The organism is Nocardioides albidus, from assembly GCF_006335005.1.
GTDB lineage: Bacteria > Actinomycetota > Actinomycetes > Propionibacteriales > Nocardioidaceae > Nocardioides > Nocardioides albidus.
Genome location: NZ_VDMP01000014.1, coordinates 90,818 through 115,871 on the forward strand (window position 1 = coordinate 90,818; position 25,054 = coordinate 115,871).

General features: G+C 72.6%; 26 protein-coding genes. 13 read left to right on the plus strand and 13 right to left on the minus strand.

Annotated features, from left to right (window positions below):
• Window positions 1–95: 95 nt before the first annotated feature.
• The 3 genes from FHP29_RS02600 to FHP29_RS02610 are packed head-to-tail and all read right to left on the minus strand — an operon-like array spanning window position 96 to window position 1,656.
• A complete protein-coding gene (locus FHP29_RS02600; protein WP_139621305.1) occupies window positions 96–698 on the minus strand; it encodes a hypothetical protein in 603 nt (200 codons plus the stop codon).
• A gap of 29 nt (window positions 699–727) precedes the next feature.
• Window positions 728–1,159: a nuclear transport factor 2 family protein gene (locus FHP29_RS02605; protein WP_139621306.1), complete on the minus strand. Its 432-nt coding sequence runs from the start codon at window positions 1,157–1,159 to the stop codon at window positions 728–730.
• Window positions 1,160–1,170: 11 nt separating this feature from the next.
• On the minus strand, window positions 1,171–1,656 hold the full coding sequence (locus FHP29_RS02610) for a nitroreductase/quinone reductase family protein (RefSeq protein WP_139621307.1): 486 nt from the start codon (window positions 1,654–1,656) through the stop codon (window positions 1,171–1,173).
• Window positions 1,657–1,702: 46 nt separating this feature from the next.
• Here FHP29_RS02610 and FHP29_RS02615 point away from each other — a divergent pair, with 46 nt between their 5' ends.
• Together FHP29_RS02615 and FHP29_RS02620 are read left to right on the plus strand one after the other, a co-directional pair.
• A complete protein-coding gene (locus tag FHP29_RS02615) occupies window positions 1,703–2,596 on the plus strand; it encodes a TIGR03619 family F420-dependent LLM class oxidoreductase (protein ID WP_139621308.1) in 894 nt (297 codons plus the stop codon).
• Window positions 2,596–3,765 carry a hypothetical protein gene (locus FHP29_RS02620; RefSeq protein ID WP_139621309.1) on the plus strand — a complete coding sequence of 390 codons (1,170 nt, stop codon included), beginning with the start codon at window positions 2,596–2,598 and terminating at the stop codon, window positions 3,763–3,765. The genes FHP29_RS02615 and FHP29_RS02620 overlap by 1 nt, the downstream gene beginning before the upstream one ends.
• Window positions 3,766–3,859: 94 nt before the next feature.
• Here the strand turns inward: FHP29_RS02620 and FHP29_RS02625 are convergent, their stop codons facing one another.
• Window positions 3,860–4,708 (minus strand): aldo/keto reductase, encoded by an 849-nt coding sequence (locus FHP29_RS02625; RefSeq protein ID WP_139621310.1) that lies wholly within the window; start codon window positions 4,706–4,708, stop codon window positions 3,860–3,862.
• 104 nt (window positions 4,709–4,812) lie between these two features.
• Here FHP29_RS02625 and FHP29_RS02630 point away from each other — a divergent pair, with 104 nt between their 5' ends.
• Window positions 4,813–5,607, plus strand: a complete 795-nt coding sequence (locus tag FHP29_RS02630; RefSeq protein ID WP_139621311.1) for an SDR family oxidoreductase — start codon at window positions 4,813–4,815, stop codon at window positions 5,605–5,607.
• Window positions 5,600–6,769, plus strand: coding sequence for a sulfotransferase family protein (locus FHP29_RS02635; RefSeq protein WP_139621312.1), 1,170 nt, complete (start codon window positions 5,600–5,602; stop codon window positions 6,767–6,769). The genes FHP29_RS02630 and FHP29_RS02635 overlap by 8 nt, the downstream gene beginning before the upstream one ends.
• 144 nt (window positions 6,770–6,913) lie before the next feature.
• On the opposite strand, the gene FHP29_RS02640 is transcribed toward FHP29_RS02635, so the two are convergent.
• Window positions 6,914–7,273: a VOC family protein gene (locus tag FHP29_RS02640; protein WP_139621313.1), complete on the minus strand. Its 360-nt coding sequence runs from the start codon at window positions 7,271–7,273 to the stop codon at window positions 6,914–6,916.
• Between the two features lie 132 nt (window positions 7,274–7,405).
• Here FHP29_RS02640 and FHP29_RS02645 point away from each other — a divergent pair, with 132 nt between their 5' ends.
• A complete protein-coding gene (locus FHP29_RS02645) occupies window positions 7,406–7,975 on the plus strand; it encodes a hypothetical protein (protein WP_139621314.1) in 570 nt (189 codons plus the stop codon).
• Here FHP29_RS02645 and FHP29_RS02650 read toward each other — a convergent pair.
• The 3 genes from FHP29_RS02650 to FHP29_RS21485 all read right to left on the minus strand — a co-directional run bounded on the left by FHP29_RS02650 (window position 7,926) and on the right by FHP29_RS21485 (window position 12,622).
• Window positions 7,926–9,329: a cytochrome P450 gene (locus tag FHP29_RS02650; RefSeq protein WP_240044260.1), complete on the minus strand. Its 1,404-nt coding sequence runs from the start codon at window positions 9,327–9,329 to the stop codon at window positions 7,926–7,928. The two genes, FHP29_RS02645 and FHP29_RS02650, sit on opposite strands and share 50 nt — an antisense overlap.
• 72 nt (window positions 9,330–9,401) lie before the next feature.
• Window positions 9,402–12,416 carry a helix-turn-helix transcriptional regulator gene (locus FHP29_RS23065; protein ID WP_158296450.1) on the minus strand — a complete coding sequence of 1,005 codons (3,015 nt, stop codon included), beginning with the start codon at window positions 12,414–12,416 and terminating at the stop codon, window positions 9,402–9,404.
• A gap of 53 nt (window positions 12,417–12,469) precedes the next feature.
• The gene (locus FHP29_RS21485; protein ID WP_158296451.1) at window positions 12,470–12,622 is read right to left on the minus strand and encodes a hypothetical protein; all 153 of its coding nucleotides are present in this window, start codon (window positions 12,620–12,622) and stop codon (window positions 12,470–12,472) included.
• Between the two features lie 165 nt (window positions 12,623–12,787).
• Between FHP29_RS21485 and FHP29_RS02660 the strand changes: the two genes are divergently transcribed.
• Window positions 12,788–13,456, plus strand: a complete 669-nt coding sequence (locus tag FHP29_RS02660) for a nitroreductase family protein (protein WP_139621316.1) — start codon at window positions 12,788–12,790, stop codon at window positions 13,454–13,456.
• Complete coding sequence (locus tag FHP29_RS02665) at window positions 13,456–15,420, plus strand: ABC transporter ATP-binding protein (protein WP_205013822.1); 1,965 nt, start codon at window positions 13,456–13,458, stop codon at window positions 15,418–15,420. Before FHP29_RS02660 ends, FHP29_RS02665 begins: the two co-directional genes overlap by 1 nt.
• Before the next feature lie 44 nt (window positions 15,421–15,464).
• Here FHP29_RS02665 and FHP29_RS02670 read toward each other — a convergent pair whose 3' ends face one another.
• The gene (locus FHP29_RS02670) at window positions 15,465–16,646 is read right to left on the minus strand and encodes a PucR family transcriptional regulator (RefSeq protein WP_139621318.1); all 1,182 of its coding nucleotides are present in this window, start codon (window positions 16,644–16,646) and stop codon (window positions 15,465–15,467) included.
• 106 nt (window positions 16,647–16,752) lie between these two features.
• Here FHP29_RS02670 and FHP29_RS02675 point away from each other — a divergent pair, with 106 nt between their 5' ends.
• Both FHP29_RS02675 and phaZ read left to right on the plus strand, forming a co-directional pair.
• Window positions 16,753–18,441: a PHA/PHB synthase family protein gene (locus FHP29_RS02675; RefSeq protein ID WP_139621319.1), complete on the plus strand. Its 1,689-nt coding sequence runs from the start codon at window positions 16,753–16,755 to the stop codon at window positions 18,439–18,441.
• Between the two features lie 11 nt (window positions 18,442–18,452).
• A complete protein-coding gene (gene phaZ / locus FHP29_RS02680) occupies window positions 18,453–19,256 on the plus strand; it encodes a poly(3-hydroxyalkanoate) depolymerase (RefSeq protein ID WP_205013824.1) in 804 nt (267 codons plus the stop codon).
• Here the strand turns inward: phaZ and FHP29_RS02685 are convergent.
• Complete coding sequence (locus FHP29_RS02685) at window positions 19,247–19,444, minus strand: DUF1918 domain-containing protein (protein WP_139621320.1); 198 nt, start codon at window positions 19,442–19,444, stop codon at window positions 19,247–19,249. The two genes, phaZ and FHP29_RS02685, sit on opposite strands and share 10 nt — an antisense overlap.
• A 118-nt stretch (window positions 19,445–19,562) precedes the next feature.
• Between FHP29_RS02685 and FHP29_RS02690 the strand changes: the two genes are divergently transcribed.
• Both FHP29_RS02690 and FHP29_RS02695 read left to right on the plus strand, forming a co-directional pair.
• The gene (locus FHP29_RS02690; RefSeq protein ID WP_139621321.1) at window positions 19,563–20,096 is read left to right on the plus strand and encodes a DnaJ family domain-containing protein; all 534 of its coding nucleotides are present in this window, start codon (window positions 19,563–19,565) and stop codon (window positions 20,094–20,096) included.
• Between the two features lie 74 nt (window positions 20,097–20,170).
• Window positions 20,171–20,980: a class I SAM-dependent methyltransferase gene (locus FHP29_RS02695; protein ID WP_139621322.1), complete on the plus strand. Its 810-nt coding sequence runs from the start codon at window positions 20,171–20,173 to the stop codon at window positions 20,978–20,980.
• Between the two features lie 34 nt (window positions 20,981–21,014).
• Here the strand turns inward: FHP29_RS02695 and FHP29_RS02700 are convergent, their stop codons facing one another.
• Window positions 21,015–21,404 carry a hypothetical protein gene (locus FHP29_RS02700; protein WP_139621323.1) on the minus strand — a complete coding sequence of 130 codons (390 nt, stop codon included), beginning with the start codon at window positions 21,402–21,404 and terminating at the stop codon, window positions 21,015–21,017.
• Window positions 21,405–21,507: 103 nt separating this feature from the next.
• On the opposite strand from FHP29_RS02700, the gene FHP29_RS02705 reads away from it, so the two are divergent.
• Window positions 21,508–22,596, plus strand: a complete 1,089-nt coding sequence (locus tag FHP29_RS02705) for an HpcH/HpaI aldolase/citrate lyase family protein (protein WP_139621324.1) — start codon at window positions 21,508–21,510, stop codon at window positions 22,594–22,596.
• Between the two features lie 4 nt (window positions 22,597–22,600).
• Complete coding sequence (locus FHP29_RS02710) at window positions 22,601–23,467, plus strand: HpcH/HpaI aldolase/citrate lyase family protein (protein WP_139621325.1); 867 nt, start codon at window positions 22,601–22,603, stop codon at window positions 23,465–23,467.
• Window positions 23,468–23,494: 27 nt separating this feature from the next.
• On the opposite strand, the gene FHP29_RS02715 is transcribed toward FHP29_RS02710, so the two are convergent.
• Both FHP29_RS02715 and FHP29_RS02720 read right to left on the minus strand, forming a co-directional pair.
• The gene (locus FHP29_RS02715; RefSeq protein WP_240044261.1) at window positions 23,495–24,778 is read right to left on the minus strand and encodes a cation:proton antiporter; all 1,284 of its coding nucleotides are present in this window, start codon (window positions 24,776–24,778) and stop codon (window positions 23,495–23,497) included.
• Window positions 24,766–25,054: circularly permuted type 2 ATP-grasp protein (locus FHP29_RS02720; protein ID WP_192903945.1), on the minus strand; the 289-nt coding region annotated here is incomplete at its 5' end. The genes FHP29_RS02715 and FHP29_RS02720, both read right to left, overlap by 13 nt.

A 25,054-nucleotide genomic window follows, 5' to 3' on the forward strand; every position in this document is an offset into this window, starting at 1 on the left:
CAAGCCCGCGCAACCGCGCAACCGCGGGCGCAGCGAGCCTGGCTCCGCGGAACAGAAGGACAGCTCCACGCCTTTCGCGCCGCAGGCGCAGGCTGTCAGCCGACGGTGACGCTGATCTCGTTGCTCACGGTGCCGCTGTCGCGGTCGACCACGCGGAACCGGTTCACGCCGCTCACGCCGGTGAAGATGTAGCTGGAGAAGGTGCCGTTGGTGACGCCGACGCTGGCGGGGAAGTCCGCCCAGTCGCCGTTCTCGAAGCGCTGGACCCACAAGATCGCGCCCTCGCCGCCGGGGTAGACCCCGCTGAAGTAGATCCGCTCGCCGCTGGCGACGGTGGTCGCCTGGGCCTGCAGCGAGATCTGGCCGGCGGCTGCGGTCTCGCTGGTCAGCTCGGTGGTGGGCTCGTCCTCGGGGATGGCGGACTCGTCGCCGCTCGAGCCGCCGTCGGGGTCCTCGGTGTGGAGGGTGACCAGCGGGCCGGTGGCCTCGTCGGTCTCGACGGGCGTCGGCAGGTACATCGACTGCCGGACGGTGGAGTCCGCCGAGGAGTCGCCGTCGTCACCGCCGAGGCCGAGCATCTTGGTGCCGACGAGAGCGACCACGGCCAGGATCAGGCCGACGCCCAGCGCGACCGCGGCCAGCGCCACCACCCCGTTGACAACGGGACGTTCGGCAGGGGGCTGCTGCTGGTCGCTCACTCACCCATTGTCCAGACCACCGGATGAAATCAGAAACCGCGCGTCCAGACGACCTGCTCGTGCAGGCGGCGTGAGCGCCAGCCGGCCGTCGTACGGAGGAAGTCGTGGCGGTAGAGGCCACCCACCTCGACCACGCGCTCCCCGCCCTTGCCGTCGGCGATGCGCATCGGGTTGTGGAAGTACGCCGCCACGGCGGCCTGGTCGCCGCCCTCGGCGAACTCGTAGGAGATCTGGCCGACCAGGTGGATCCGGTGCGCCGAGAACGCGGGCAGGGCCTCGGCGAGCCACGCCTTGACGACCGGGAAGGTGTCGGCGACGCCACCGCTCTCGGTGTAGTCGATGTGCGCGTCGGGCGTGAAGACGGTGTCGAGGCGGTCGAACTCGCCCTCGTCGACGGCGAGGGTGTAGCGGGTGATCGCGTCGGCGATCTCGGCACGGTCGATCAACTGCTGGGCATCCATCCGAGTGCTCCTCAGCGGGGCTCGAGGACGACGACCGGGATCTCCCGGTCGGTCCAGGCCTGGTAGTTGTCGAAGTCGGCGTACAGGTCGACCAGCCGGGGCCAGAGCGCGGCACGCTCCTCTGGAGCGGCGACCCGGGCTCGTACGGCGCGGGCCCGCTCCCCCGGGAGGTCGACCGTGGTGTCGGGGTGGGCGAGCAGGTTGTGGAGCCACTGCGGGTTCTTCGGGAGGCCGCCCTGGGAGGCGACGACCACGAGGTTCGGGCCGTCGGCCAGGTAGAGCAGCGGCGTGGTGAACCGCTGGCCGCTCCTGCGGCCGACGTGGTCGAGCAGAAGCACCGGCACCGGCTTGCGCCAGCCCGCCCCGATCCGCCACGTCGCGCCGATCCGGCCGTTGGTGAGCCGGTAGATGCGCACGTTGGCCCTGGCGCCGTGCTTGATGATCTTCGCGACGATCGGCGTGTCCAGCCCCTCGGGCCTCGGCTTGGTGGCTGCCATGGGACTCATGCTGGCACAGATCTAGAACGCGTTCTACTGTAGGCGGATGCGCTTCTCCTTCGCCGAGGGCATGACCCACGCCGACTACTACGCCCCGCTCGCCCAGGCCTGCGAGGCGGCCGGGTACACGTCGATGACGATCGCCGACAGCCTGATCTACCCGCAGGAGTCGGACTCGAAGTACCCCTACACCGACACCGGGGACCGCGAGTTCCTGCTCGGCAAGGAGTTCATCGAGACGTTCATCCTGTGCGCGCACCTGTTCGCGGTCACCTCGACCCTGCGGCTGACCCCCTTCGTGCTCAAGCTCCCCGTGCGGCCGCCGGTGCTCGTGGCCAAGCAGGCCTCGTCGCTGGCCTTCCTCTCGGGCAACCGGCTCGGCCTGGGCGTCGGACTGTCCCCCTGGCCCGAGGACTTCGCCGCGCTCGGCGTCCCGTGGGAGCGTCGCGGCAAGCGGATGGACGAGTGCATGGACATCCTGCGCGGACTGACCCGGCCGGGCGAGGAGCCGACGTTCTTCGGCTACCACGGCGAGTTCTTCGACTTCGAGCCGCTGCAGCAGTGCCCCGCCCCGACCGAGCGGATCCCGCTGCTCGTCGGCGGCCACTCGGACGCGGCCCTGCGCCGCGCCGTACGCAAGGGCGACGGGTGGATGCACGCCGGCGGCGACGGCGAGGAGCTCGACCGGCTGCTCACCAGGCTCGCCGAGATCCGAGCCGAGGAGGGCGACACGCGCGGGCCGTCGGAGTTCGAGGTGCACGTGATCTCCTACGACGCCTACACGCTCGACGGCGTCAAGCGCCTCGAGGACAAGGGCGTGACCGACTGCATCGTCGGCTTCCGCCTCCCCTACATCAAGGGGCCCGACACCGAGCCGCTGGAGACGAAGATCAAGCACCTCGAGCAGTACGCCGAGAGCATCATCGCCAAGGTCTCCTGATGTCGGGCTCCTCCGCATCCCTCGGGCTCACCCAGCCGCTGCAGGCGGCGATCGCCGAGGCCGAGGAGCTGATCGCGAACGCTCCGTTCATCAGGACCGAGGCCGACCGGCTGGAGGGCTACGACTACCTCGCCGGCCGGATCCGGATGGCGATGCAGACGGCGTTCGACTACGACCTCGAGCAGCCCGTCTTCATCAACCCGACCCACCAGTTCTCGCGCCAGGGCCTCGACAACCCGGACGCCGTCTACTTCCACGCCTACCTGCGCGAGGGAGCGTCGTACGTCGTCCGGGGGCGTCGCGGGACGTCGGCCGACCTCTCCTTCCAGGTGATGGGCGGGACCTACAGCGCCGACTCGGCGGCGACCTCGCTGATGGCCTTCGACGAGCGGGAGCTCACCGTCGAGGCGGACGGGACCTTCGAGTTCCGCTACGTCGCCGAGCCGGGCGCCAAGACGCTGATCGTGCGGGAGGTCTTCAACGACTGGGACACCGAGGAGCGCGGGACGCTGACCATCGAGCGCGTCGACACCGTCGGGCGGCCGCGGCGCGCGCTGTCCGAGGACACGCTGCGCAAGAGGTACGAGGTGGCGGCCCGCTCCCTGACCGGGTCGATCCGGACGTGGTTCGCCTTCCCCCACTTCTTCCAGTACAAGGAGCCGGTCAACACCCTGACCGCTCCCGCGTCCACGCCCGGCGGCCTGTCGTCGCAGTTCTCCTCGATCGGCCACTACGAGCTGGGCGAGGACGAGGCGATGATCGTGACCGTCCCGCGCTGCGACGACTGCACCTACCAGGCCACCCAGATCGGCTCGGACTGGTACGCCTCGACCGACTACGAGACCCACCAGACCTCGCTGACCAAGGCCCAGGCGGTGACCGACGCGGACGGTGCGATGCGGTTCGTGATCTCCGAGCGCCCGCCCGGCCCGGACGGGGCGCCGGTCGCGAACTGGCTGGAGACCACCGGCCACCGCACCGGCCCGGTCATGCTGCGCTGGCAGCAGCTCTCGCGCGCGCTGTCAGCCGCGGACGGTCCGAGTGTCGAGGTGGTGGCCGTCGACGAGGTGCCGAAGCGGGTCCCCGGCCTGGTCGCGTTGAGCGCCGAGGAGTACGCCGAGCGGATCGCCGCGCGTCAGCGGGCCGTCGCCCGGCGGATGATCAGCTGACCGACCCGCTGCCCGGCGCCGACGGCGAGTCGTGTGCCCCAGAACCCGGGATTCCGCGTCCTGAGGCACACGACCCGCCCCGCCGGGGTGCCGATCAGGCGGGGATCCAGTCGAAGGTGTCCGGGTTCGGGCCCTGGCGGCCGGCCTCGCCCTTGTCGAGCGCGGCCAGCGCGGCGACCTCGTCGGCGGTGAGGGCGAAGTCGAAGACCTCGAAGTTCTCGGCCAGGCGGGCCTTGCTCATCGACTTCGGGAAGACGATGTCGCCACGGTCCAGCGCCCAGCGGAGGAGCACCTGCGCCGGCGTCTTGCCGTAGCGCTCGGCGAGCGCGGTCACCGCGGGGTCGTCGAGCTCCCCGCCGCCCTGGCCGAGCGGGGACCACGCCTCCACGTGGGCACCGTGGCGCGCGGTGGCGGCACGGACCGCCTCGTTGGCGAAGTAGGGGTGCGCCTCGACCTGGTTCACGGCGGGCACGACACCCGTCGCCTCGACGATGCGGTCGAGGTGGTCCGGCTGGAAGTTGGAGACGCCGACCGAGGTCGCGAGGCCCTCCTCGCGCAGCTCCAGCAGCGCCTCCCACGTCGAGACGAAGTCGCCGTCGTACTGCGTCGGGAGCGGCCAGTGGATGAGGAGCAGGTCGACCCGGTCGAGGCCGAGCCTCTCCAGCGAGACCCGTGCCGAGTCCTTCGCGTCGGCCGGACGGTGCCGGTTGTTGTTGACCTTGGTGGTGACGTAGAGGTCGGCACGGTCGAGTCCGGCGCGGGCGATGGCCGCGCCGACACCCTCCTCGTTGCCGTACATCTGGGCCGTGTCGACGTGCCGGTAGCCGATCTCGAAGGCGTCGGACACGACCCGCTCCGTCTCGGCCGGCGGCACCTGCCACACGCCGAGGCCGAACTGCGGGATCGAGGTCTGGTCGTTGAGTTCGATGCGGGGAATGGTCACGTGAGGGACAACCGGGTGCTGGCGGGAGTATTCCGGTCGGGGCTCGCGGGAGTTTCACCGGCGGCGACCTTCCCCAAAATTGAAACACGTTCTACCCTGACCCCGTGGTAGATCTCCTGACCGACAAGGTCGTCGTCCTCTCCGGGGTCGGGCCGGGCCTGGGCCGCTCGCTCGGCGAGGAGGCGGCGCGGATGGGCGCCGACCTGGTGCTCGTGAGCCGCACGCCCCAGCGCCTGGAGAGGATGGCCGAGGTGGTGCGGTCGTACGGACGCCGGGCGCTCGTCGTACCCACCGACATCACCGACGAGGACCAGCGCAAGGCGTTGGTCGAGGCGGCCCTTGACGAGTTCGGGCGGGTGGACTGCCTGATCAACAACGCCTTCGGCATCCCGCCGATGGACCCGATCAGCACCCTCGACCTCGACGGCCTGCGCGATGCCAACGAGACCAACGTGTTCGCGCCGCTGCGCCTGTCCGCGCTGTTCGCGGACGCCCTGGCACGCACCGACGAGAGGCCCGGCGGGTCGATCATCATGATCAACTCCTGCGTGATCTACAGCAGCCAGCCGGAGTACTCCGGCTACAAGCTGTCGAAGGGCACCCTCGAGCACCTCGCGCAGTCGCTCGCGACCGAGCTCGGCCCGCGCGGGATCCGCGTCAACAGCGTGGCGCCGTCGTACATCTACGAGGACGTCAACAAGGCCTACTTCGACTGGATCGCGCAGGAGTCGGGGCGCACGCACGAGGAGGTGTACGCCGAGAAGGCGGCCCCCACCGATCTCAAGCGGCTCGCCACCCCCGACGAGGTCGCCCGGGCCGCGCTCTTCCTCGCCTCCGACCTCGCCTCGGCCGTCACCGGCCAGATGCTGAACGTCGACTGCGGCGAGTTCCATGCCTGAGCAGACCGACGGGCCGCGCCGGCGCGCCGACGTCGGCTCCTTCGAGGACATCTGCGCCGCCGCGACCCGCACCACCGGGCTGTCCGACTTCGGCTTCGCAGAGGCCCCCGGGCACGAGGAGGCGTTCCGGACGCTGGTCGCGGACCTCGGCTCCGCGGAGGCCGGACTGACCGGTGTCGGCAACTACTTCATGCGCTCGCAGGTCAAGAGCGCGCTCGTGGCGCGGCTGCTCACGCAGGCGCGGTTCGCGGAGTTCCCTGAGCACGCCGACGTCGCGATCGAGCGTCCGATCTTCGTGCTCGGCCTGCCCCGGACGGGTACGACGGCGCTGAGCCGGCTGCTCTGCGCCGACCCCGCGCACCAGGGCCTGGAGATGTGGCTGACCGAGTTCCCCCAGCCGCGCCCGCCGCGGGAGACCTGGGAGGACGACCCGGTCTTCACCGCGATGCAGGCGGCGTTCCGCGAGCACCACGTCACGAACCCCGAGTTCATGGGCATCCACTACTCCGACGCCACCGAGCCCGAGGAGTGCTGGCGGGTGCTCCGGCAGACGGGGAAGTCGATCGGCTTCGAGTCGCTGGCCCACGTGCCGGCGTACTCGCGCTGGCTGGCCACGCAGTCCTGGACCGATGCTTACGAGCGGCACCGCCGGAACCTCCAGCTGATCGGGCTGGGCGACCAGGGCCGGCGCTGGGTGCTGAAGAACCCGTCGCACCTGATCGCCCTCGACGCCCTGATGGAGGTCTACCCGGACGCCCTGATCGTGATGACCCATCGCGACCCGGTGACCTCCGTCGCGTCGGCCTGCTCGCTGTCCGCGGAGGCGACGGCCGGCCACTCGACGACCTTCGTCGGCGAGACCCTCGGGCGCGACCAGCTCGGCCACCTCGCCCGCCAGTGGGACGCGTTCTGGCAGGCCCGGCCACGGTACGACGAGCGCCAGTTCTTCGACGTCGACTACCGCGACTTCGTGCAGGACCCGGTCGGCACCGTCGGCGCGATCTACGACGCGTTCGGGCTCGCCTGGAGCCAGGAGGCCCAGGACGCGGTCCGCAGGCTCGACGAGGAGTCGCGCAGCGGCCCGCGCCGGCCGGCGCACCGCTACGACCTGGCCGACTACGGGATCGGCGAGGACGAGGTCCGCGCGGCCCTCGCCCGTTGAGGGTCCCGGGCGGCGAGCACGACTGACGACGCGCTCACGCCAGACAGCGTGGCAGCGCGGCGTCCTGCGGCGAAGCCGCGTCGTGCGAAGCCCGTGGGGCCGAGCTTGCGAGGTCCCGGGCGGCGAGCACGACTGACGACGCGCTCACGCCAGGCAGAGACAGAACGGGTGGCCGGCGGGGTCGAGGAAGACGCGGAAGGATGTGCCGGGCTGGTGCGGGTGCTTGGTGGCGCCGAGCGCCAGGGTGGCCGCCTCGGCCTCGTCGAGGTCGTCGACGTCGACGTCGAGGTGGATCTGCTGCGGCACCTCCTGGCCGGGCCATGCGGGGGCGCGGTAGTCGTCGACCCGCTGGAGGTGGATGAAGTGGTCGCCGGAGCCGACGGTCGCCCACGACCCGTCCTCGTCCACCTTCGCCTGCCAGCCGAGCAGAGCGGCGTAGAAGTCGGCGAGGGCCTGCGGGTGGGGGCAGTCGATGACGAACTGGGGATTGCGTGCGATGGCCATGGCCCGACGCTAGGACAGAGCATCGACATCGTGCCGCTGACCGGCGCTGGGGGAAGGGCTGCGCACGCTCCTGTCCACAGGTCCGCGGCACCGACGTTTGTCCACACGGCAGCGGCGCCGAGGCTGCCGCGCATGACCCGAACCTCCGCACCTCTCGCATCCTGCAGCCCGTCGGTCAGCCTCGCTCTCCCGCGACGCTGGTCGGCCGTCGACGCCCCGGCGCCGGGCGTCTCCCTCGTCGCCCGGGCTCCGGCGGCCGCGGCCTCCGGCTTCACGCCGGAGCTCGTGATCCACACCGGCCCGGTCGAGGACGGTCTCCCGCTGGCGCGGTGGCGCGCCGAGGCGATGGCCGCGTTGGCCGTCCAGCTCGACGACCTCGAGGTCGAGGACTCCGAGCTCATCGACCTCGGCGCCGACGGCCTCGACGGGGAGCCCGTGGCCTACCACCGCTTCTCCCATCGTCTCGGCGGCGTCGACGTGGTGTGCGACCAGTGGGCGTGGCTGAGCGACGGCCTCGGCGTCACTCTCACCGGCACGGTCGCCCGCGCGGACTACGCGGACTACTGCGACCTGTTCGAGGACGTCGCCGCCACGCTCGAGATGACCACCGGGGCGGCCACCGGGACCGCCGGGACCACCGGCAGCGCCGGGATCAGCGTCGGCCGACCCGGATCCGCGCTCCCCGACGGGGGACGCTGGTGATGTTGCGGACCTTCGGCACGTCGGTGCCGACGGCCGTGACGTCGTACCGCGCGAACACCGCCCGCAGCACCTCGACGCCCTCCATCAGCGAGAACCCGGCGCCGATGCAGCGGCGGACGCCTCCGCCGAACGGGATCCACACGTGGAGGGCGGGGACGTCGTCGCCGAGGAAGCGGTCGGGGCGGAAGGCCTCGGGATCGGGGAAGTTGGCGTCCTGTTGGTGGCTCATGATGATCGAGGGACCCACCGTCGTGCCGCGCGGAAGGTCCCAGCCGCCGACCGTCGCCGGCTCCATCAGGGTCCGCACGACCATGGGGATGATCGGGTGCAGCCGCATCGACTCCTTCAGCACCGCCTCGAGCCAGGCGTCGTCCCCCTCGTCCGCGGCGCGCTGGGTGCGCGCGAGCAGGTCGGGGCTGCGGCCCACCTCGACCAGCGCCCACGACAGCGCGGCGGCGGTGGTCTCGTGGCCGGCGAGGAGCAGGGTGACCAGCTGGTCACGCAGCTCGGTGTCGTCGAGACCGCTCCCCGCGTGACCCTCGCCCGGGTCGCCCGCGGCGAGGAGTCGGGAGAGCACGTCCGAGCGCTCGGCGAGGTCGGCCGCGCCGCGCCGCTCGCGGATCTCGGCGTACATCAGGCGGTCGAGCTCGACCTGGTTGTCGACGGTACGACGCCACGGGCCGAGTCGTTGCAGGCGCGGGTAGGCCCAGCCGAGCAGGATCGCGGGACTGATCTCGACGGTCCGGTTGACCGCGGGTCGCAGCCGGGCGAGCCGGGTCTCGTCGGTGACGCCGAAGACCACGCGCAGGATCACCTCGAGGGTGAGGGCGTTCATCCGCTCCAGGGCCCGGAGCTCCTCGCCCTCGCGCCAGGTCGCGACCTCGGCGGCCGCGACCTCGGCCACCATCGCCCGGTAGCCGCGCAGGGCATGGCCGAGGAAGGCCGGCATCAGCAGCTTGCGCGCCCGGTGGTGCTCGCCGGCGTCCTGGAGCAGCAGTGAGTGCTCGCCCATGATCGGGCCGAGGATCGCGTTGCCGCGTCCGGCGTGGAAGACGGCGGGGTCGGCGGCGAAGATCCCCTTGGTGACCGCCGGCGAGGTGAACAGGACCAGGGGCCGGTTGCCCGGGGCGAGGTTGAGCGTGAACGCCTCGCCGTAGCGCCGGTGCAGCCAGGGGTGGAACCGGTGGCGGAAGCGCATCAGCGCCACGGTCTGCACGAGCGCGGGCCAGCGCGGTCCCGGCGGGAGCTGGTCCAGCGGGACCGGCGGGAGGTCGGCGCCGCCGACGACGCTCATCCTCCGGAAGCGCCGCATCGTCAGCGCCAGGGTGTCCTCGCGGCTCTCGGTCGTGGTCACGGGCGCGACGCTACGCCGCGCGCCGGCCCGCGGCACCCTCCCACGGTAGGAGATCCGGGCCCTCGGCCCGGCTCACAGCAGGGCGTCGCGGCGCGCGATGGCGGCGGCCTCGGTGCGCCCCGCGGCGCCGAGCTTGCCGAGGATGTTGGAGACATGGACGCTGACCGTCTTGGTGCTGATGAACAGCTGCTTGCCGATCTCGCCGTTGGAGCGGCCCTCGGCGACGAGCGCCAGGATCTCCAGCTCGCGCGCGGTCAGCGCGGCGCCACCCGAGTGGCCGGTCGCGGACGCCGTCCGGGCCGGGGCGTGGTCGAGATCGGCCACGAGGAGCGGCGCGCGCAGGCTCTCGGCGAGGGCACGGGCCTGGTCGGCTTCGTCACGGGCGCGGGCGGGGTCGCCGATGAGCCGCAGGATCTGGGAGTACGCCGCCCGCACCCGCACGAGCTGAGGGATGTCGCCGACCTTGACCGTCGAGTCCAGCGCCGTCTGCCAGGCGGCGAGCAGCTCCTCGCGCCGGTCCGTGCCGTCACCGTCATCGACCACGGCAGCACCCGCACCGGCGCCGGCGCCGGCGCCGGCGAGCCAGCGGACGCGATGGTGCTCGGCGACCAGCCTGGCCGACCACATCCGTCCCTCCGGTCCCCACGAGCCGCCGCGCTCGCGGATCGCGGCGAGCACGGTCTCGCCGTCGCCGAGCAGGCGGTCGGCGTGCGCGACCAGCGCCTGACGCTCGGCGGCGCTGGCACGTCCCATCGCGCGGGCGATGGCCGCGAGGGTGCTGGCGGCGAGCCGGATCCGGCCGCCGAAGAACTCGCCCCAGATCCGGCCGAGCACCTCGACGACGTCGTCGTAGACCGCGATCGCCGGGCTCGCCCGGCCCCGGTCGCCGTGGAACTCGATCTCGACGCCGGCGCTGTAGACCGCGATCCCGCCCTCGTCCTCCCACAGCCCGCGCAGCGCGCGCAGGCGGTCGAGGACGTCCTCGCCCCGGGCGGCGAGGACCGCGAGCCGGGCCGGCTCGATGACGCCGCGCGGGACGGGCGGTCCGCTGAGCCCGTCGACGCCCTCGACGAGGGCGACGACGTCGTCCCAGTCGCCGAGGAGATAGCTGATCCGGGTGAGCTGCCACCGGGCCTCGATGCTGAACGGCGCCCAGACCAGCCCGGCCTGCTCCCCCAGCGCCATCGCCGAGCGGAACCAGCGCGCGGCCTGCTCCCAGTCGCCGGAGTCCTGGTAGGAGCGGCCGAGCAGCCAGCGACCGCGGATCTCGGCCTGGAAGGCGCCGGCGCGCACCGCGCTGTCGACCGCGGACTCGAGCGCTCGGCGCAGCGCATCCTGCTCCGTGCCCGCCGCGGCCTGCACGCGCAGGCCGCTCAGGGTCGTGACGATGTCGGAGGCGAGCTCGGGGAGCGCGAGTCGCTCCGCGAGGGCGAGCGCCTCGGTCAGGAGCGTCTCCGCCTCCTCCTGGCGCTCGCGGCGGTAGCTGCCGAGGATCCGGGCGTGGGCGGCGAGGGCCTTGGCCCGCAACGGGCTGTCCCCCTCGGGAGCGAGCGCCAGGGCCCTCGCGGAGATCTCGACCGGGTCGAGCTCGGTCTCGGTCATCGCCAGCACCTCGGCGTGGCTGACCATCAGCCGGCAGCGGTCGACGTCGGAGGCGTCCGGCGGCAGCTGGGCCAGCCGGGCGGCCACGAGCTGTCCGGCGCGCACGGCGTTGCCGCCGGTGATGAGCGCGTTGGCGGCGCGGACGACGAGCTTGGCGTGGTCGATCCCGAGGCGGGCGACCCGCTCACGGTCCTCCAGCAGCTCCAGGGCCTGCTGGTAGTGGTCGGCGGCCTCGTCCGGTCCGCCGACCGCCATCGCCTCGTCGCCGGCCTCGATGCCGGCCGTCACCGCCCGGTCGAGGTCGTTGGCCCGGCGGGCGTGCCGGGCCAGCTCGGCCGACGTACCGCGTGCCTCTCCGCTGGAGAGCGCCGCGACGTAGCGCGCGTGCAGCCGCACCCGCTCGCCCGGGAGCAGGTCGTCGTAGATCGCCTCGCCGAGCAGCGCGTGGCGGAAGGAGTAGAGGTGGCCGCCGACCTCGAGCACGTTCATCTCGACGGCCTGGCGGATGCCGGCGTCGAGCCGGTCGACGGGGACGTCGGCCGTCGCCGCGAGCAGGTCGTGGGTGACCCGGCGTCCGGCGACGCTCGCCACGCGGACGACGTGGCGCGCCTCCTCGGAGAGGCGGTCGAGCCGGACCAGCAGCAGGTCGGCGAGATCGCCCGGCACGTCGCCGTCGGCGCACGAGCCGGAGGCGACCAGCTCCTCGACGAAGAAGGCGTTGCCCTCGGCCCGCTCGACGATGCGGGCCACGGACCGCTCGTCGAGGCCGGCCGGCGCCAGTTCGCCGACGAGGGCGCGGACGGCCTCCTCACGGAGCGGGCCGAGACCGAGCCGGCCGACCTGCGGCAGCCGGCTCCACTCCGCGACCTGGCGACGCAGGGGGTGGCGCCGGTGCAGGTCGTCGGAGCGGTACGACGCCACGATGGCGACCGGGCGCTCGAACGCGCGGGTGAACAGGAAGCCGAGCATGTCGCGGGTGGACTGGTCGGCCCAGTGGAGGTCCTCGACCACGAGCAGCACGGGCGCCTCGGTGGCGGCGGCCTCGAGCAGTGCGTGCACCGCCACGAGGGTGTCGCCGCGGTCGGCGCCGCGGCTGTGCTCGTCGGAGGAGTCGTCGCCGACGACGCGGGTACGCCGCCCCGGCTGGAGGCGGCGCAGCGCCGGGTGGACGGCGGCCACCGCCTCGACCAGCTCGGGATGGCTGGCGTCGAGGCGGCCGAGCACCTCGCTGAACGGGAGATAGGGCAGGGCGCTGTCGCCGAAGTCGAGACAGTGCCCGGCCAGGACCTGCCACCCCGTCCCGAGCGCGTGGTCGCGCAGGGCGCGCAGCAGCCGGGTCTTGCCCACCCCGGCGTCGCCGGACAGCAGGACCGCGCGCCGTGACGAGCCGGTCTCGGCGGCGCTGACCGCGTCGTCGAGCACCGCGATCGCCTCGGCGAGCTCGGTGTCACGCCCGACCATGGTCAGGCTGCTGTGTGCGGCCACGGGCACCATCATGGCGTCCGCCACCGACAGGGTGGACAAGGACTGGCGACCGTTCAGCGCGACCGGCGCTCCACCCGAGGGTCGGTCGCGGCGATCCGCCGCAGCCACGAGGCGCGGCTGCGCCCCGACCGGCTGGCGGCGATGCCGCGGGCCGCCTGCTGGCGGCGGTAGTCGTTCTCTGCGTCGAGGAAGTAGTTGCTGCTCATGAGGTAGAGACTCGTCCTCTGAGGTAGCCCCGCACATCGGACAAGGTCCCTATGTCTCGCCTCCCGCCTACCTCAGTCCGTCCGGTCCGTCCGGTCCGTCCGCCCGTCCGGCCGGGGGACGCGGCGGCGGCCGTCTCCGGCGGAGCCCCTCACTAGGCTGGCGCCGTGGAGTTCGCCGAGGTGGTACGCCGACGTCGGATGACGCGTGCCTACACCTCCGAGCCCGTGGACCCCGCCCTCGTCGAGCGGGCGCTCGACCACGCCACCCGCGCGCCGAGCGCCGGCTTCTCGCAGGGCTGGGCGTTCGTCGTCCTCGACACTCCCGAGACGGTTCGCGGCTTCTGGGACGCGCAGGTCGACACGTCGGCGCCGGACCGCTGGCTGGCCGGGATGATGAGCGCGCCCGTCGTCGTGGTCCCCTGCAGCCGCCGCGACGCCTACCTCGCCCGCTACGCCGAGCCCGACAAGCGCCGCGCCGGGCTCGACGACCACGACGAGAGCCGCTGGCCGATGCCCTACTGGCACCTCGACACCGCGATGGCCGCGCTGCTGGTGCTGCAGTCGGTGACCGACGCCGGTCTCGGCGCCTGCTTCTTCGGGCTGGTGCCCGGACGCGTCGACGCGGTGAAGGACCTGCTCGGGCTGCGGGACACCGCCGACGAGGAGGCGCCGCACCCCATCGGCGCGATCACGATCGGCCACCCCGCCCCCCGAGCTGCGGGCGCGCCGGGGTCGGCGAGCCGGCGGCGGCGTACGCCATGGCAGGAGGTGGTCCATCGCGGCCGCTGGGGCGCGGGCTGGGAACCGGCCGAGCCGGTGGGGCAGGACGTCTGATGCGGCCGAGCCCCGTGGTGACCCACCTGACCGCCGCCGACCTGAGGCAGCGCGAGCCGGTGCTGCCGCGGATCGCCCGCCTGCTGCGGCCCTATCGCGCCAAGATCGCGCTGGTCCTCGTCGCGGTCCTCGCGGCGGCGGCGCTGCAGGCGATGGTGCCGTTCCTGACCCGCGCCGTCTTCGACGACGCGCTGTTCCCGCTCGACGGCGGCGCACCCGACCTGGGGCTGCTGACCTGGCTGGTCCTCGGGATGTGCGCCATCCCGATCGCCGCGGCGCTGATCGGCATCGTGCAGATGTGGCTGACCTCCACGGTCGGGAACTCCGCGATGGCCGACCTGCGCGGCGACCTGTTCGAGCACCTGCAGAAGATGGAGCTGGCCTTCTTCACCGCCACGAAGACGGGAGCCATCCAGTCCCGGCTCGCCAACGACGTCGCCGGCGTACGGACGGTGCTCACCGACACCGCGACCACCATCGTGCAGAACTCCGTCACCGTCACCGCGGCACTGGTCTCGATGATCGTGCTGTCGTGGCAGCTCACCGTGCTCACGCTCTTCCTCATGCCGCTGTTCATCGGCCTGCAGTTCCGGGTCGGGCGCGCGCGACAGCGCCTCGCACGTCGTACCCAGGAGTCCCTCTCCGAGATGACCGCGATCACCGAGGAGGCGCTGTCGGTGAGCGGGATCCTGCTCGCCAAGGTGTTCAACCGGGCCGAGTCCGAGGTGGAGCGCTACCGCGAGGCCAACCGCCGCCAGACCCGGCTGCAGGTCGAGCAGGCGATGACCGGGCGGACCTTCTTCGCGATGGTGCAGACCTTCTTCGCGATCACCCCGGCGCTGATCTACCTCGTCGCCGGCTGGATCATCACCGGCAACGTCCCGGTCGGGGCGGACACCATCACCGCCGGCACCCTGGTCGCGTTCACGACGCTGCAGAGCCGCCTGCAGATGCCGCTGCTCCAGCTGATGCGGGTCACCCTCGACGTGCAGACGTCGATGGCGCTGTTCCGCCGGATCTTCGAATACCTCGACCTCGAGCCCGCCATCACCGAGCGGCCCGGAGCGATCGCCCTCGACCCGGACCGGCTGCGGGGCCGGGTCGAGCTGCGCGGCGTGCGGTTCCGCTACCCGGAGCCGCGCTCGCTGTCCGGCACCGTCAACCGCGACCGCTTCGGCGAGAGCAGCGTGCGGATCGAGGCCGACGCCGAGGACCCGCGCCCGCCCGGGTCGGGGTGGGCCCTCGACGACGTCTCCCTCGTCGTCGAGCCGGGGCAGCTCGCCGCCATCGTCGGTCCGTCGGGCAGCGGCAAGACCACGGCGACCTACCTCGTCCCCCGCTTCTACGACGTCACCGAGGGCGCCGTGCTCATCGACGGGTACGACGTCCGCGAGCTCACGCTCTCCTCGCTGGCCGACGCGGTCGGCATGGTCACCCAGGAGCCGTACCTCTTCCACGGCACGATCCGCGACAACATCGCCTACGCCCGCCCCGGCGCGACCCCGGAGGAGATCGTGCAGGCGGCGCGCGACGCCAACATCCACGACCGGATCATGGGTTTCCCCGAGGGCTACGAGACGATCACCGGCGAGCGCGGCTATCGGCTCTCGGGTGGGGAGAAGCAGCGGCTCGCGATCGCCCGGGTGCTGCTGAAGGACCCCCGGATCCTGATCCTCGACGAGGCGACGTCCGCCCTGGACAACGAGACCGAGCGGCTGGTCCAGGAGGCCCTCGAGCGCGCCACCCGCTCACGGACGACGATCGCCATCGCGCACCGACTCTCCACGATCCGCTCCGCCGACGTCATCTTCGGTCTCGAGGACGGCCGCCTGGTGGAGCAGGGCACCCACGACGAACTGCTCGCCGAGGGCGGGCTCTACAAGCGCCTGTACGACGAGCAGTTCAGCCGGGTGCCCGCCGGCACCCCGTGGTGCGACCCGCGGCGCGCCGACGTACCGCTGTAGCGCTGTGGGAAGCGCCGGTCGACCGGCGACTGCCGCCACTTCGGCTACCCCAGCCCCAGGATCCGCACGCACTCCAGCGCCACGTAGAGCTCGGCGGCATCGACAGGGCGGGCGAGGTCGCGGCCGGTGATCTCCTCCAGCCGGCGGATCCGGTAGCGCACCGTGTTGCGGTGCACGTGCAGCTCGCGGGCCGCGGTGGAGGTGGAGCCGCCGGCGGCGAGCCACGCCCGGGCGGTCGCGAACACGATGTCCCGATCCTCGGCGGGCAGTGCGAGCACGGGCGCGAGCACCGCGTCGGCGAGCACCCGGGCCTGGTCCGGGCTGGCCGCGAGGAGGATGGCGAGGGGGTCGGCCCCGAACCGGCCGACGGCGTTGGTGCCGGGCGAGACCGCGGCGCAGGCGACCCGGGCCTGCCGGCGCGCCTCCTGCACGTCGTCGAGCCGGGTCACCACGCTGCTGATCCCGACCCGGGACCGCGCCACGCCACCGAGCAGATCGGCGAGGTGGTCGGGCCCGAAGCCCAGCCTCAGCGCGACCACGCCCTCCTGGTGATCGGGCCCCAGCCGCCACGCCGAGCGGACGTTGACCCGGGTCAGGGCTCGCTCGACGTCGGGCAGCCCCTCGCTCCCCGGCGCCGGCGACTCGGCCGAGACGACGACGTACTCGCTCGCGCGGCCCAGGTCGAGCATGCCGGCGGTCTCGCCGACGTATGCCGTCGCGTCGGAGTCGCCGTCGAGCAGCGAGCCGACCAGGACCGCCCGCATCTGCCCGTCGCGCCGGGCCCGGTCGGCCATGGCGCGCCGGTAGGCGTCGGTGACGTCGGCCGCGAGCTGGTCGCTGACCGCCCAGATGTCGGCGGCGGCGAGCAGGAGCGGCTCCCTGTCCTCGGGGTCGGCCCGGTCGACGAGCACCTCCCAGATGAAACGGGAGCCGACGCGGAAGGCCTGCAGCACGACGGCGTACGGGACGCCCTGCTCGGCCCGGGTCGTGCCGGTCTCGGTCGGGGTCTCGCCCGCGGAGACCTCGCCGGCGAGGTTGCCGAGGATGTAGCGGGTGTTGACGACACAGGACGCGACGAGCTCGTCGTGGGAGACCGACTCGCCGGCGTCGTACGCCGGGATCTCGGCCCGGATCCGGGCGGCCATGGCCGCCCCCAGCGTGTCGCTCTCCGGGAGGAGGCGCGCGCTCAGCTTGCGCAGCTCGGGGTTCACGTCCGGTCCGTCCACAGGGTCGAGGGTAGGACCCGGATTGTGCCTGCGCACACACCACCGCGAGGGATGTCGGTGCCCACGGCTGATGCGCTCGAGCCCGCCTCGGGACCATCCTTGTGTCATGACCTCCTCCAGCACCGACCTGGCCGACGCCGCCGCCCCACTCGACGTCCTTCTCGTCGACGCCGCCCTCGGCCCGATCCGCCGCTTCGTGCCCGACCTGTCGACCGCTCGCTGGGCCGTGTCCCTCGCGCGCCGGCCGCGGACGACCGCCCGCCGACTCGGGGCCCTGGCCGGCGAGGCCGCGAAGGTCGCGGTCGGCTCGTCCGACGTGACGCCGAAGCGCGGCGACCGCCGGTTCACCGACACCGCGTGGACGGAGAACCCGCTGCTGCGCCGGCTGGTGCAGGTCTACCTCGCCGGCGGGCGCACCGTCGACCAGCTCATCGACGACGCCGAGCTCGAGCCGCGCGACCGCAAGCGGGTGCGCTTCATGATGGAGAACCTGGTCGAGGCGATGTCCCCGAGCAACGTTCCCCTGGTGAACCCGGCCTCGGCGAAGGCGGTCATCGACACGGCCGGGCTGAGCCTGGTGCGCGGCGGCACGCAGCTGGTCAAGGACCTCGCGTCCGCGCCCCGCATCCCCGAGATGGTCGACACCTCGGGCTTCACGGTCGGCGACAACATCGCCGCGACCGAGGGGTCGGTGGTGTTCCGCAACGAGGTCCTCGAGCTCATCCAGTACGTGCCGCAGTGCGACGAGGTGCACGAGGTGCCGGTGATGATCGTGCCGCCGACGATCAACAAGTTCTACGCGATCGACCTGGCCCCTGGCCGCAGCCTGGTCGAGTTCAGCACCCAGAACAACCGCCAGATGTTCGTGATCTCCTGGCGCAACCCGGACGCCCGGCATGCGGGGTGGAACTTCGACACCTATGTCGGCTCGATCCTCGAGGCGCTCGACGCCGTCGAGGAGATCACCGGCAGCGCGCGGACGATGCTCGCGGGGATCTGCTCCGGCGGGATCCTGGCCAGCATCACCGCGGCCTATCTGGCCGGCATCGGCCGCGAGGACCGTCTCGCCGGCATCGTGCTCGCGGTGACGGTGATCGACAACCAGGACGCCGGCACGGTGTCGGCGCTGAGCGACCCCCGGATGGCCAATCTCGCCAAGGCGCGGTCCGCGCAGAAGGGCTACCTGGACGGGCGGGCGCTCGCCGAGGTGTTCGCCTGGCTGCGTCCGAGCGACCTGATCTGGAACTACTGGGTCAACAACTACCTGCTCGGCAAGCGGCCGCCGGCCTTCGACATCCTGTTCTGGAACGCCGACACCACCCGCATGCCCGCCGGGCTGCACGCGGACTTCGTCGACATGGCCGTGGAGAACCGGCTCACCCGCGCCGGCGCCGTGACAGTGCTCGGCGTACCGATCGACCTCGGCAAGGTCACCGTCGACAGCTACATCGTCGCCGGCATCGCCGACCACATCACGCCCTGGGAGAACTGCTACCGCACCACCCAGCTGTTCGGCGGGAGGACCCGGTTCATCCTCTCGACGAGCGGCCACATCGCGGCCCTGGTGAACCCGCCCGGCAACCCGAAGGCGACCTTCCACACCAACGACGAGCACGGCCCGGACGCGAAGACCTGGCTGAGTGGCGCCGAGACCCACCAGGGCTCGTGGTGGACCGATGTCGCGCTCTGGCTCAACGAGCGCTGCGGCGACCTCAAGCCCGCTCCCAAGGAGATGGGCTCGACCCGGCTGCAGCCGCTCGCCCCCGCCCCCGGCACGTACGTCTTCGACAAGTGAGGTCCCCGGTGGTGGAGCTGCGCCAGGTCACCGTCCTCGGGCACTCGGTCCGCGTCGCCGTACGCCCCGGCACCGAGCCCGGGCCGCCCCTGCTGCTGTGCAACGGGATCGGCGCGAGCCTGGACCTGCTCCAGCCGTTCGTGGACGCCGTCGATCCGCGGATCACCGTGGTGCGCTTCGACGTCCCCGGCGTCGGCGGGTCGCCGGATCCCGTGCTGCCCTACAACTTCGCGCTGCTGGCCCACGGCGTCGGACGGATGATGAGCGCCCTCGGGTTCGAGGAGTACGACGTCCTCGGCATCTCCTGGGGCGGCGGGCTCGCCCAGCAGATCGCCTTCCAGCAGCCGCGCCGCTGCCGCCGGCTGGTCCTGGTCAGTACGGCGACCGGATCCGTCATGGTCCCGGCGCGGTTCTCGGTGCTGCGCAAGATGGTGACCCCGCAGCGCTACCGCGACGCCGAGTACGCCGTCCGGGTCGCTGCCGAGCTCTACGGTGGCCGGATGCGCGACCGGCCCGACGACGTACGCCGGCTCATGCATGCCGACTCCCGGGTCGGCTCCCGCCGCGGCTACCTCCTGCAGCTGCTCGCGGGCGCCGGCTGGTCGAGCCTGCCGGGACTCCCCTTCATCCGGCAGCCCACGCTGATCCTGGCCGGCGACGACGACCCGCTCATCCCGCTCGTCAACGCCCGGATCATGACCCGGTTGATCCCGCACGCCCGGCTGCACGTCTACGCCGACGGCCACCTCGGCCTGGTCACCAGCGCGGACACGCTGGCGCCGCTGGTCGCCGACTTCCTGCGCCCTCAGCGCTGATCGGCGTCGGCAGGCAGCACGTGCGCGTCGGCCCCGGGGAAGGCCAGCGACTCGTGGCCGTCGTCCCAGCGGACCAGATAGGGCGGCCCGCCGTCCTCACCACGCACCTCGAGCACCTCGGCCTCGCGGCGGTGCGCCGACTCCGTGTGTCCTTCGACGACCAGTCGGTCGCCCACTCTCGCCTGCATCCCCGCACCTCCCGAGGCCCGGGGAAGGGGGCACCGGGCCTCGGTTCCCACGATGCGCCGTCGGGGAGCGGCACACAAGGGCGTCGCCGTCACCGACCGCGCGTACCCTGGCACCGAGATGAGCGAGCAGCCTGATCCCCGGGACTCGGCCGTCGAGGCGGCCGAGCGCCGCGCAGCGGAGCAGAAGGCGGCCCGCGCCCGGATCGAGCAGCAGCACACCTGGGTCGACCTGCAGGTGCGGCGGGCGATGGAGCGCGGCGAGTTCGACAACCTGCGCGGCGCGGGCAAGCCGATCGAGGGTCTCGGGGAGGCCCATGACCCGGACTGGTGGGTCAAGCGGCTCGTCGAGCGGGAGCAGATCACCGTCCTGCCGCCGGCGCTCCAGCTCCGCAAGGACGACGCCGCGCTCGACGCCCACCTCGACACCCTCGTCTCCGAGCGCGAGGCGCGCGCGTTCGTCGAGGACTTCAACGCCCGCGTGATCCGGGCGCGCTACACCCCCGTCGACGGGCCACCGCTCATCACGATGCCGCGCGACGTCGACACCACCATCGAGGCCTGGCGCGAGCGGCGGGCCGCGCGCCGCCGTACGACGCCCGCACCGCCGGAGCCGGAGCGCCGGCACCGCTGGTGGCGGCGGCGTCGTACCTGACGGCACCGGACGCCCCACCGGTTGCCCATGTGGGGAGCCCTCCCCCAGGCCCGGGGCGGCGGTAGCGTCCGACCATGATCGACGACGCAGGCGCCGAGGCGTGGCGCGACGAGCAGCGCGCGACGTACAGCTCGGGAGACCCGGAGATCCTGGCCCGGCGGCAGCAGCCGCTCGCCGCCCGGCTCGTCGAGGCGGCCGGGATCCAGCCGGGCGAGCGGGTGGTCGACATCGGCGCCGGGACGGGCAATGTCGCCATCGAGGCCGCCCGCCGGGGCGCCGTCGTCACCGCCGTCGACCTCACCCCGCGCCAGGTGGAGACCGGGCGCGCCCGCTGCGCGCGCGAGGGCGTGGCCGTGGACTGGCAGGTCGCGGACGCCGAGGACCTGCCGCTCCCCGACGGCTCCGTCGACGTCGTGCTGTCCGGCTTCGGCATCGTGTACGCCGCCCGCCCCGATCGGGCGGCCGCCGAGGTGAGCCGCGTGCTGCGTCCCGCCGGACGGCTGCTGTTCACCGCCTACCCGCGCGACTCGTTCAACGGTCGGGCGCTGGAGGTCGTGAACCGCTATCTCGCGGAGGCTCCCACGCCGGTGGCGGTGGACGAGTACCTCTGGTCCGAGCCCGGCGCCCTGGCCGACTGGCTCCCGGGCCGACCGGTGGAGCTCGACCCGCAGGTGCTCGAGACCGCTGCCTACCGCGACGCCGACGCCTGGTTCGACGACGTGCTCGAGGTGCCCATCGTCGCCCGGCTCCACCAGACCCTCACCCCGCAGCGGTTCGCGGACCTGCGCTCCGAGATCGTCGCCCTACGCACCCACTACGCGCGGGTCGAGGCCGACGGGACCCTGCATCCCCAGGAGGGCTACGTCGTGGTCCGGGTCGGCTGAGGCCGACCCTCCTGCCTCCACGAGTCCCCGGACCTCAGCGCGCCTCGCGGTTCGTCTCACACCCCTCGGCGCCGTACGCCGCCCATTGCGCCTTCGAGCAGGTGTCCTCCAGGCGCAGCGACGTCTCGGCGATACCGACCGGGACGAGCGCCGCGAGGAGGACGGCGACGACCGCCCACGCGGTGCGCCGGACCAGCCACAGCGCCAGCGCCACCAGCATCAGGGCTGCGACGGCGCCCACCACCAGGAGCCAGTAGACCTCGGAGACTCCGGAGTCGCCACAGACCAGGCGGCCCTGCAACGAGCGGGGCGCGGCCATGGTGCCCTCGTCGTCGTACCACGGGCAGCGCTCGTCGAGGCGGTCGAAGTAGCGCGCTATCCAGGCGGCGAGGATCCCGAGGCCAGCAGCGTGCAGCAGCACCACCGTCAGCACCGTGCTCCACCACGCCCGGCCACGTCCGGCACCAGCGTCTCGCGAGACATCCGTCATACCCGGACAGCGTGGCTCGCGGGTAGGTTCAGCAAACGTGAGCCACAAGAGTGCCAAGGACTTCTTCCGACCGCTGGCCGTGGGGGCGCCGCAGCCGCTGCGCGAGATCCCCGCCCGACCGAGCCGCGCGATCCACTTCTTCGACCCGAGCAACGAGAAGATGGCCGCCAAGATCCCCGCCATGGTCGGCACCGTCGACGTGCTGCTGGGCAACCTCGAGGACGCCGTCAAGGCCGACAACAAGGTCGCCGCGCGCGAGGGCCTGGTCAAGATCGCCCAGTCGACCGACTTCGGCCCGACCCAGCTCTGGACCCGGATCAACGCGCTCGACAGCCCGTGGGTGCTCGACGACCTCACCACGCTGGTGCCGGCGATCGGCGACAAGCTCGACGTGATCATGGTGCCGAAGGTCCAGGGCGCCGAGGACATCCACTACGTCGACCGGATCCTGGCCCAGCTCGAGGCCAAGGCCGGCATCACCCGGCCGATCCTGATCCACGCGATCCTCGAGACCGCCCGAGGCGTCGCGAACGTCGAGGAGATCTGCGGAGCCTCCCCGCGCATGCAGGGCCTCTCCCTCGGCCCCGCGGACCTCGCCGCCGACCGCAAGATGAAGACCACCCGGGTCGGCGGCGGCCACCCCGGCTACCTCGTGCGCGAGGACGCGCCGCGCGGCCAGGACGGGCTGCCCGACCTCGACGCGAAGCGCGCGATCTTCCAGCAGGACCTGTGGCACTACACGATCGCCAAGATGGTCGACGCCTGCGCGACCCACGGCATCTACCCGTACTACGGGCCCTTCGGCGACATCAAGGACACCGTCGCCTGCGAGGACCAGTTCCGCAACGCCTTCCTCCTCGGCTGCGTCGGCACCTGGTCGCTGCACCCGGTCCAGATCAAGATCGCCAACCGCGTCTTCTCCCCGAGCGTCGAGGACATCGCGCACGCCCGCCGGGTGGTCGCCGCCATGGGCGACGGCACCGGCGCGGTCATGATCGACGGGAAGATGGAGGACGACGCCTCCCTCAAGCAGTGCCTGGTCCTCGTCGAGCTCGCCGAGAAGCTGGCCGAGATCGATCCCGACCTCAAGGCCACCTACGACGCCATCGAGACCCCGGAGGCCTGAGAGCATGACCGACTTCAAGCCGCTTCGCTCCGTCCTCTACATGCCCAGCTCCAACGAGCGGGCGCTCGAGAAGGCCAAGACGATCCCCGCCGACGCGATCATCTTCGACCTCGAGGACGCCGTCGCCCCCGACGCCAAGCCCGCAGCCCGCGCGGCCGCGGCCGCGGCGGTGCAGTCCGGTGAGTACGGCAGCCGGCACCTGATCATCCGGGTCAACGGCATCGGCACCGAGTGGCACGCCGACGACATCCGCGCCGCCGCGCAGGCCGGCCCGGACGTCGTCCTCGTCCCGAAGGTGAACTCCGCCGAGGAGGTCCGCGAGCTCGTCGACGCCCTCGCTGCGGCCGGAGCGCCGGAGAAGACCAAGCTGTGGGCGATGGTGGAGACCCCCATCGGCATGCTCAACGCGCTCCCGATCGCCACCGCGTCCGAGCGCCTGACCGGTTTCGTGATGGGCACCAACGACCTCGTCAAGGAGCTGTACGCCGAGCACGTGCCCGGCCGCCAGCCCGTGATCACCGGTCTCGGCCTCGCCCTGCTCGCGGCCCGTGCCGCCGGGATCGTCATCATCGACGGCGTCTACAACGACGTGAAGGACATCGACGGCTTCCTGGCCGAGGTCGAGCAGGGCCGCCAGATGGGCTTCGACGGCAAGACGCTGATCCACCCCGGCCAGGTCGAGGGGGCCAACGCCGGCTTCGCACCGAGCGAGCAGGCCGTCGAGGACGCCCGCGGCCTGATCCGGGCCTGGGAGGACGGGAAGGGCGCCGGCGTGGTCACCTACAACGGCAAGATGGTCGAGAGCCTCCACGTCGAGTCGGCCGAGCGCACGCTCGCCATTCACGAGGCGATCCAGGCCCTCCAGGCCTGAGCCCGGCCGAGGGCCGAGCCGGCCGGGTCAGGTCCCGGCCGGCTCTCGGGGCGGGCTGCCGACCCAGCGCATCAGCGGCGTCGCGAGCGCGCCGTGGATCACCACCGACGCGGTCACCGTGAACGCCACGGTCGACCACAGCCAGCCCGAGCCCAGGTCCGGCTCGCGACCCAGCGCATAGGCGACGTAGTAGAGCGAGCCGACGCCGCGCACGCCGAAGAACGCGACGGCCGCGCGCTGCGAGCCGCCCATGCCGGGCGATCCGGCCAGGGCCACCATCCCGGCCGCCGGCCGGATCACGAGGACGAGACCGAGACCGACGGCGACACCGCGCCAGTCCAGCTCGTCCAGCAGGCCACGGCTCAGCGCGACGCCCATCGCGAGCAGCAGGAGCAGGGTCAGCAGTCGCTCGAGCCGCTCGGTCACCTCGTGCATCGCCGCGTGATAGTCGTGCGAGCGCTCCGCGGAGCGGAAGGTCATGGCGCAGGCGAAGACGGCGAGGAAGCCGTAGCCCTGCGCCACCTCGGCGAGGCCGTACGCCGTCAGCAGGGCTGCCAGGGAGGTGAGCGCCTCCCCGCGCTCGGCCACGCGGAGCGAGCGGCTCGTGGCCCGGAACGCGATGTGCGCCAGGACCCGGCCGACCGCGATCCCGACGCCGACACCGATCGCCACCTTGGCGACGGCGTACCAGCCGAGCCATTCCAGCCCGTCCGACCAGCCGATCCCGGATCCGCCGGCGACCAGGAGTGCGGCAAACACGAACGGGAAGGCGAGCCCGTCGTTGAGCCCGGCCTCGCTGGTCAGCGTGAACCTGATCTCGTCGGGCTCGTCCACCTCGTGCTCGCCGGTCCGCGGGCCGGCGACCTGGACGTCCGAGGCCAGGACCGGATCCGTCGGAGCGAGCGCCGCGCCGAGCAGGAGCGCCGTCGCGAGGCCGAGGCCGACCCAGAGCCCGACGAGCGTCACACCGGCGATGCACAGCGGCATCGCGATCGCCAGCATCCGCCAGGTGGAGCCCCAGGTGCGCCACGACGACCAGCTGGTCAGGCGCAGCGGACGGTCGAGCGCGAGGCCGACGCCCATCAGCGCGATGATCACGGTGAGCCCGGTGACGTGCTCGACGAGCGCCCGGTGGTGCACCGGGTCGACGGCCAGGCCGTCCACGAGCGGCGTCAGCCCGATCCCGATGCCGACCCCCACCAGCACCATCGGCGCCGAGACGGCCCACCGGTCGAGCAGGGTCGGCAGCACGATCGCCAGCAGGAGGCTGCCGCCCGCGATCAGGTAGACGAGGCCACTCAGATGACCCACGTCGCCTTGGCACCCCCGTCGTTGGAGGAGTTCACGACCCGCTCCCCCTCCTCGAACGCGACCCGCGTCAGGCCGCCGGCGGGCACGATCACGCGGGTGCCGTCGTGGAAGGCGAACGGGCGCAGGTCGACGTGTCGCGGCCCGAGGTCCCCGTCCACGACGACCGGCTGGGTGGACAGGTCGACGACGTCCTGGACGATCCACCGCGACGGGTCCTCGCGGATCGCGGCACGCGTGCGGTCGATCTCCTCCGGGGACGCGTCGGGCCCGACGAGG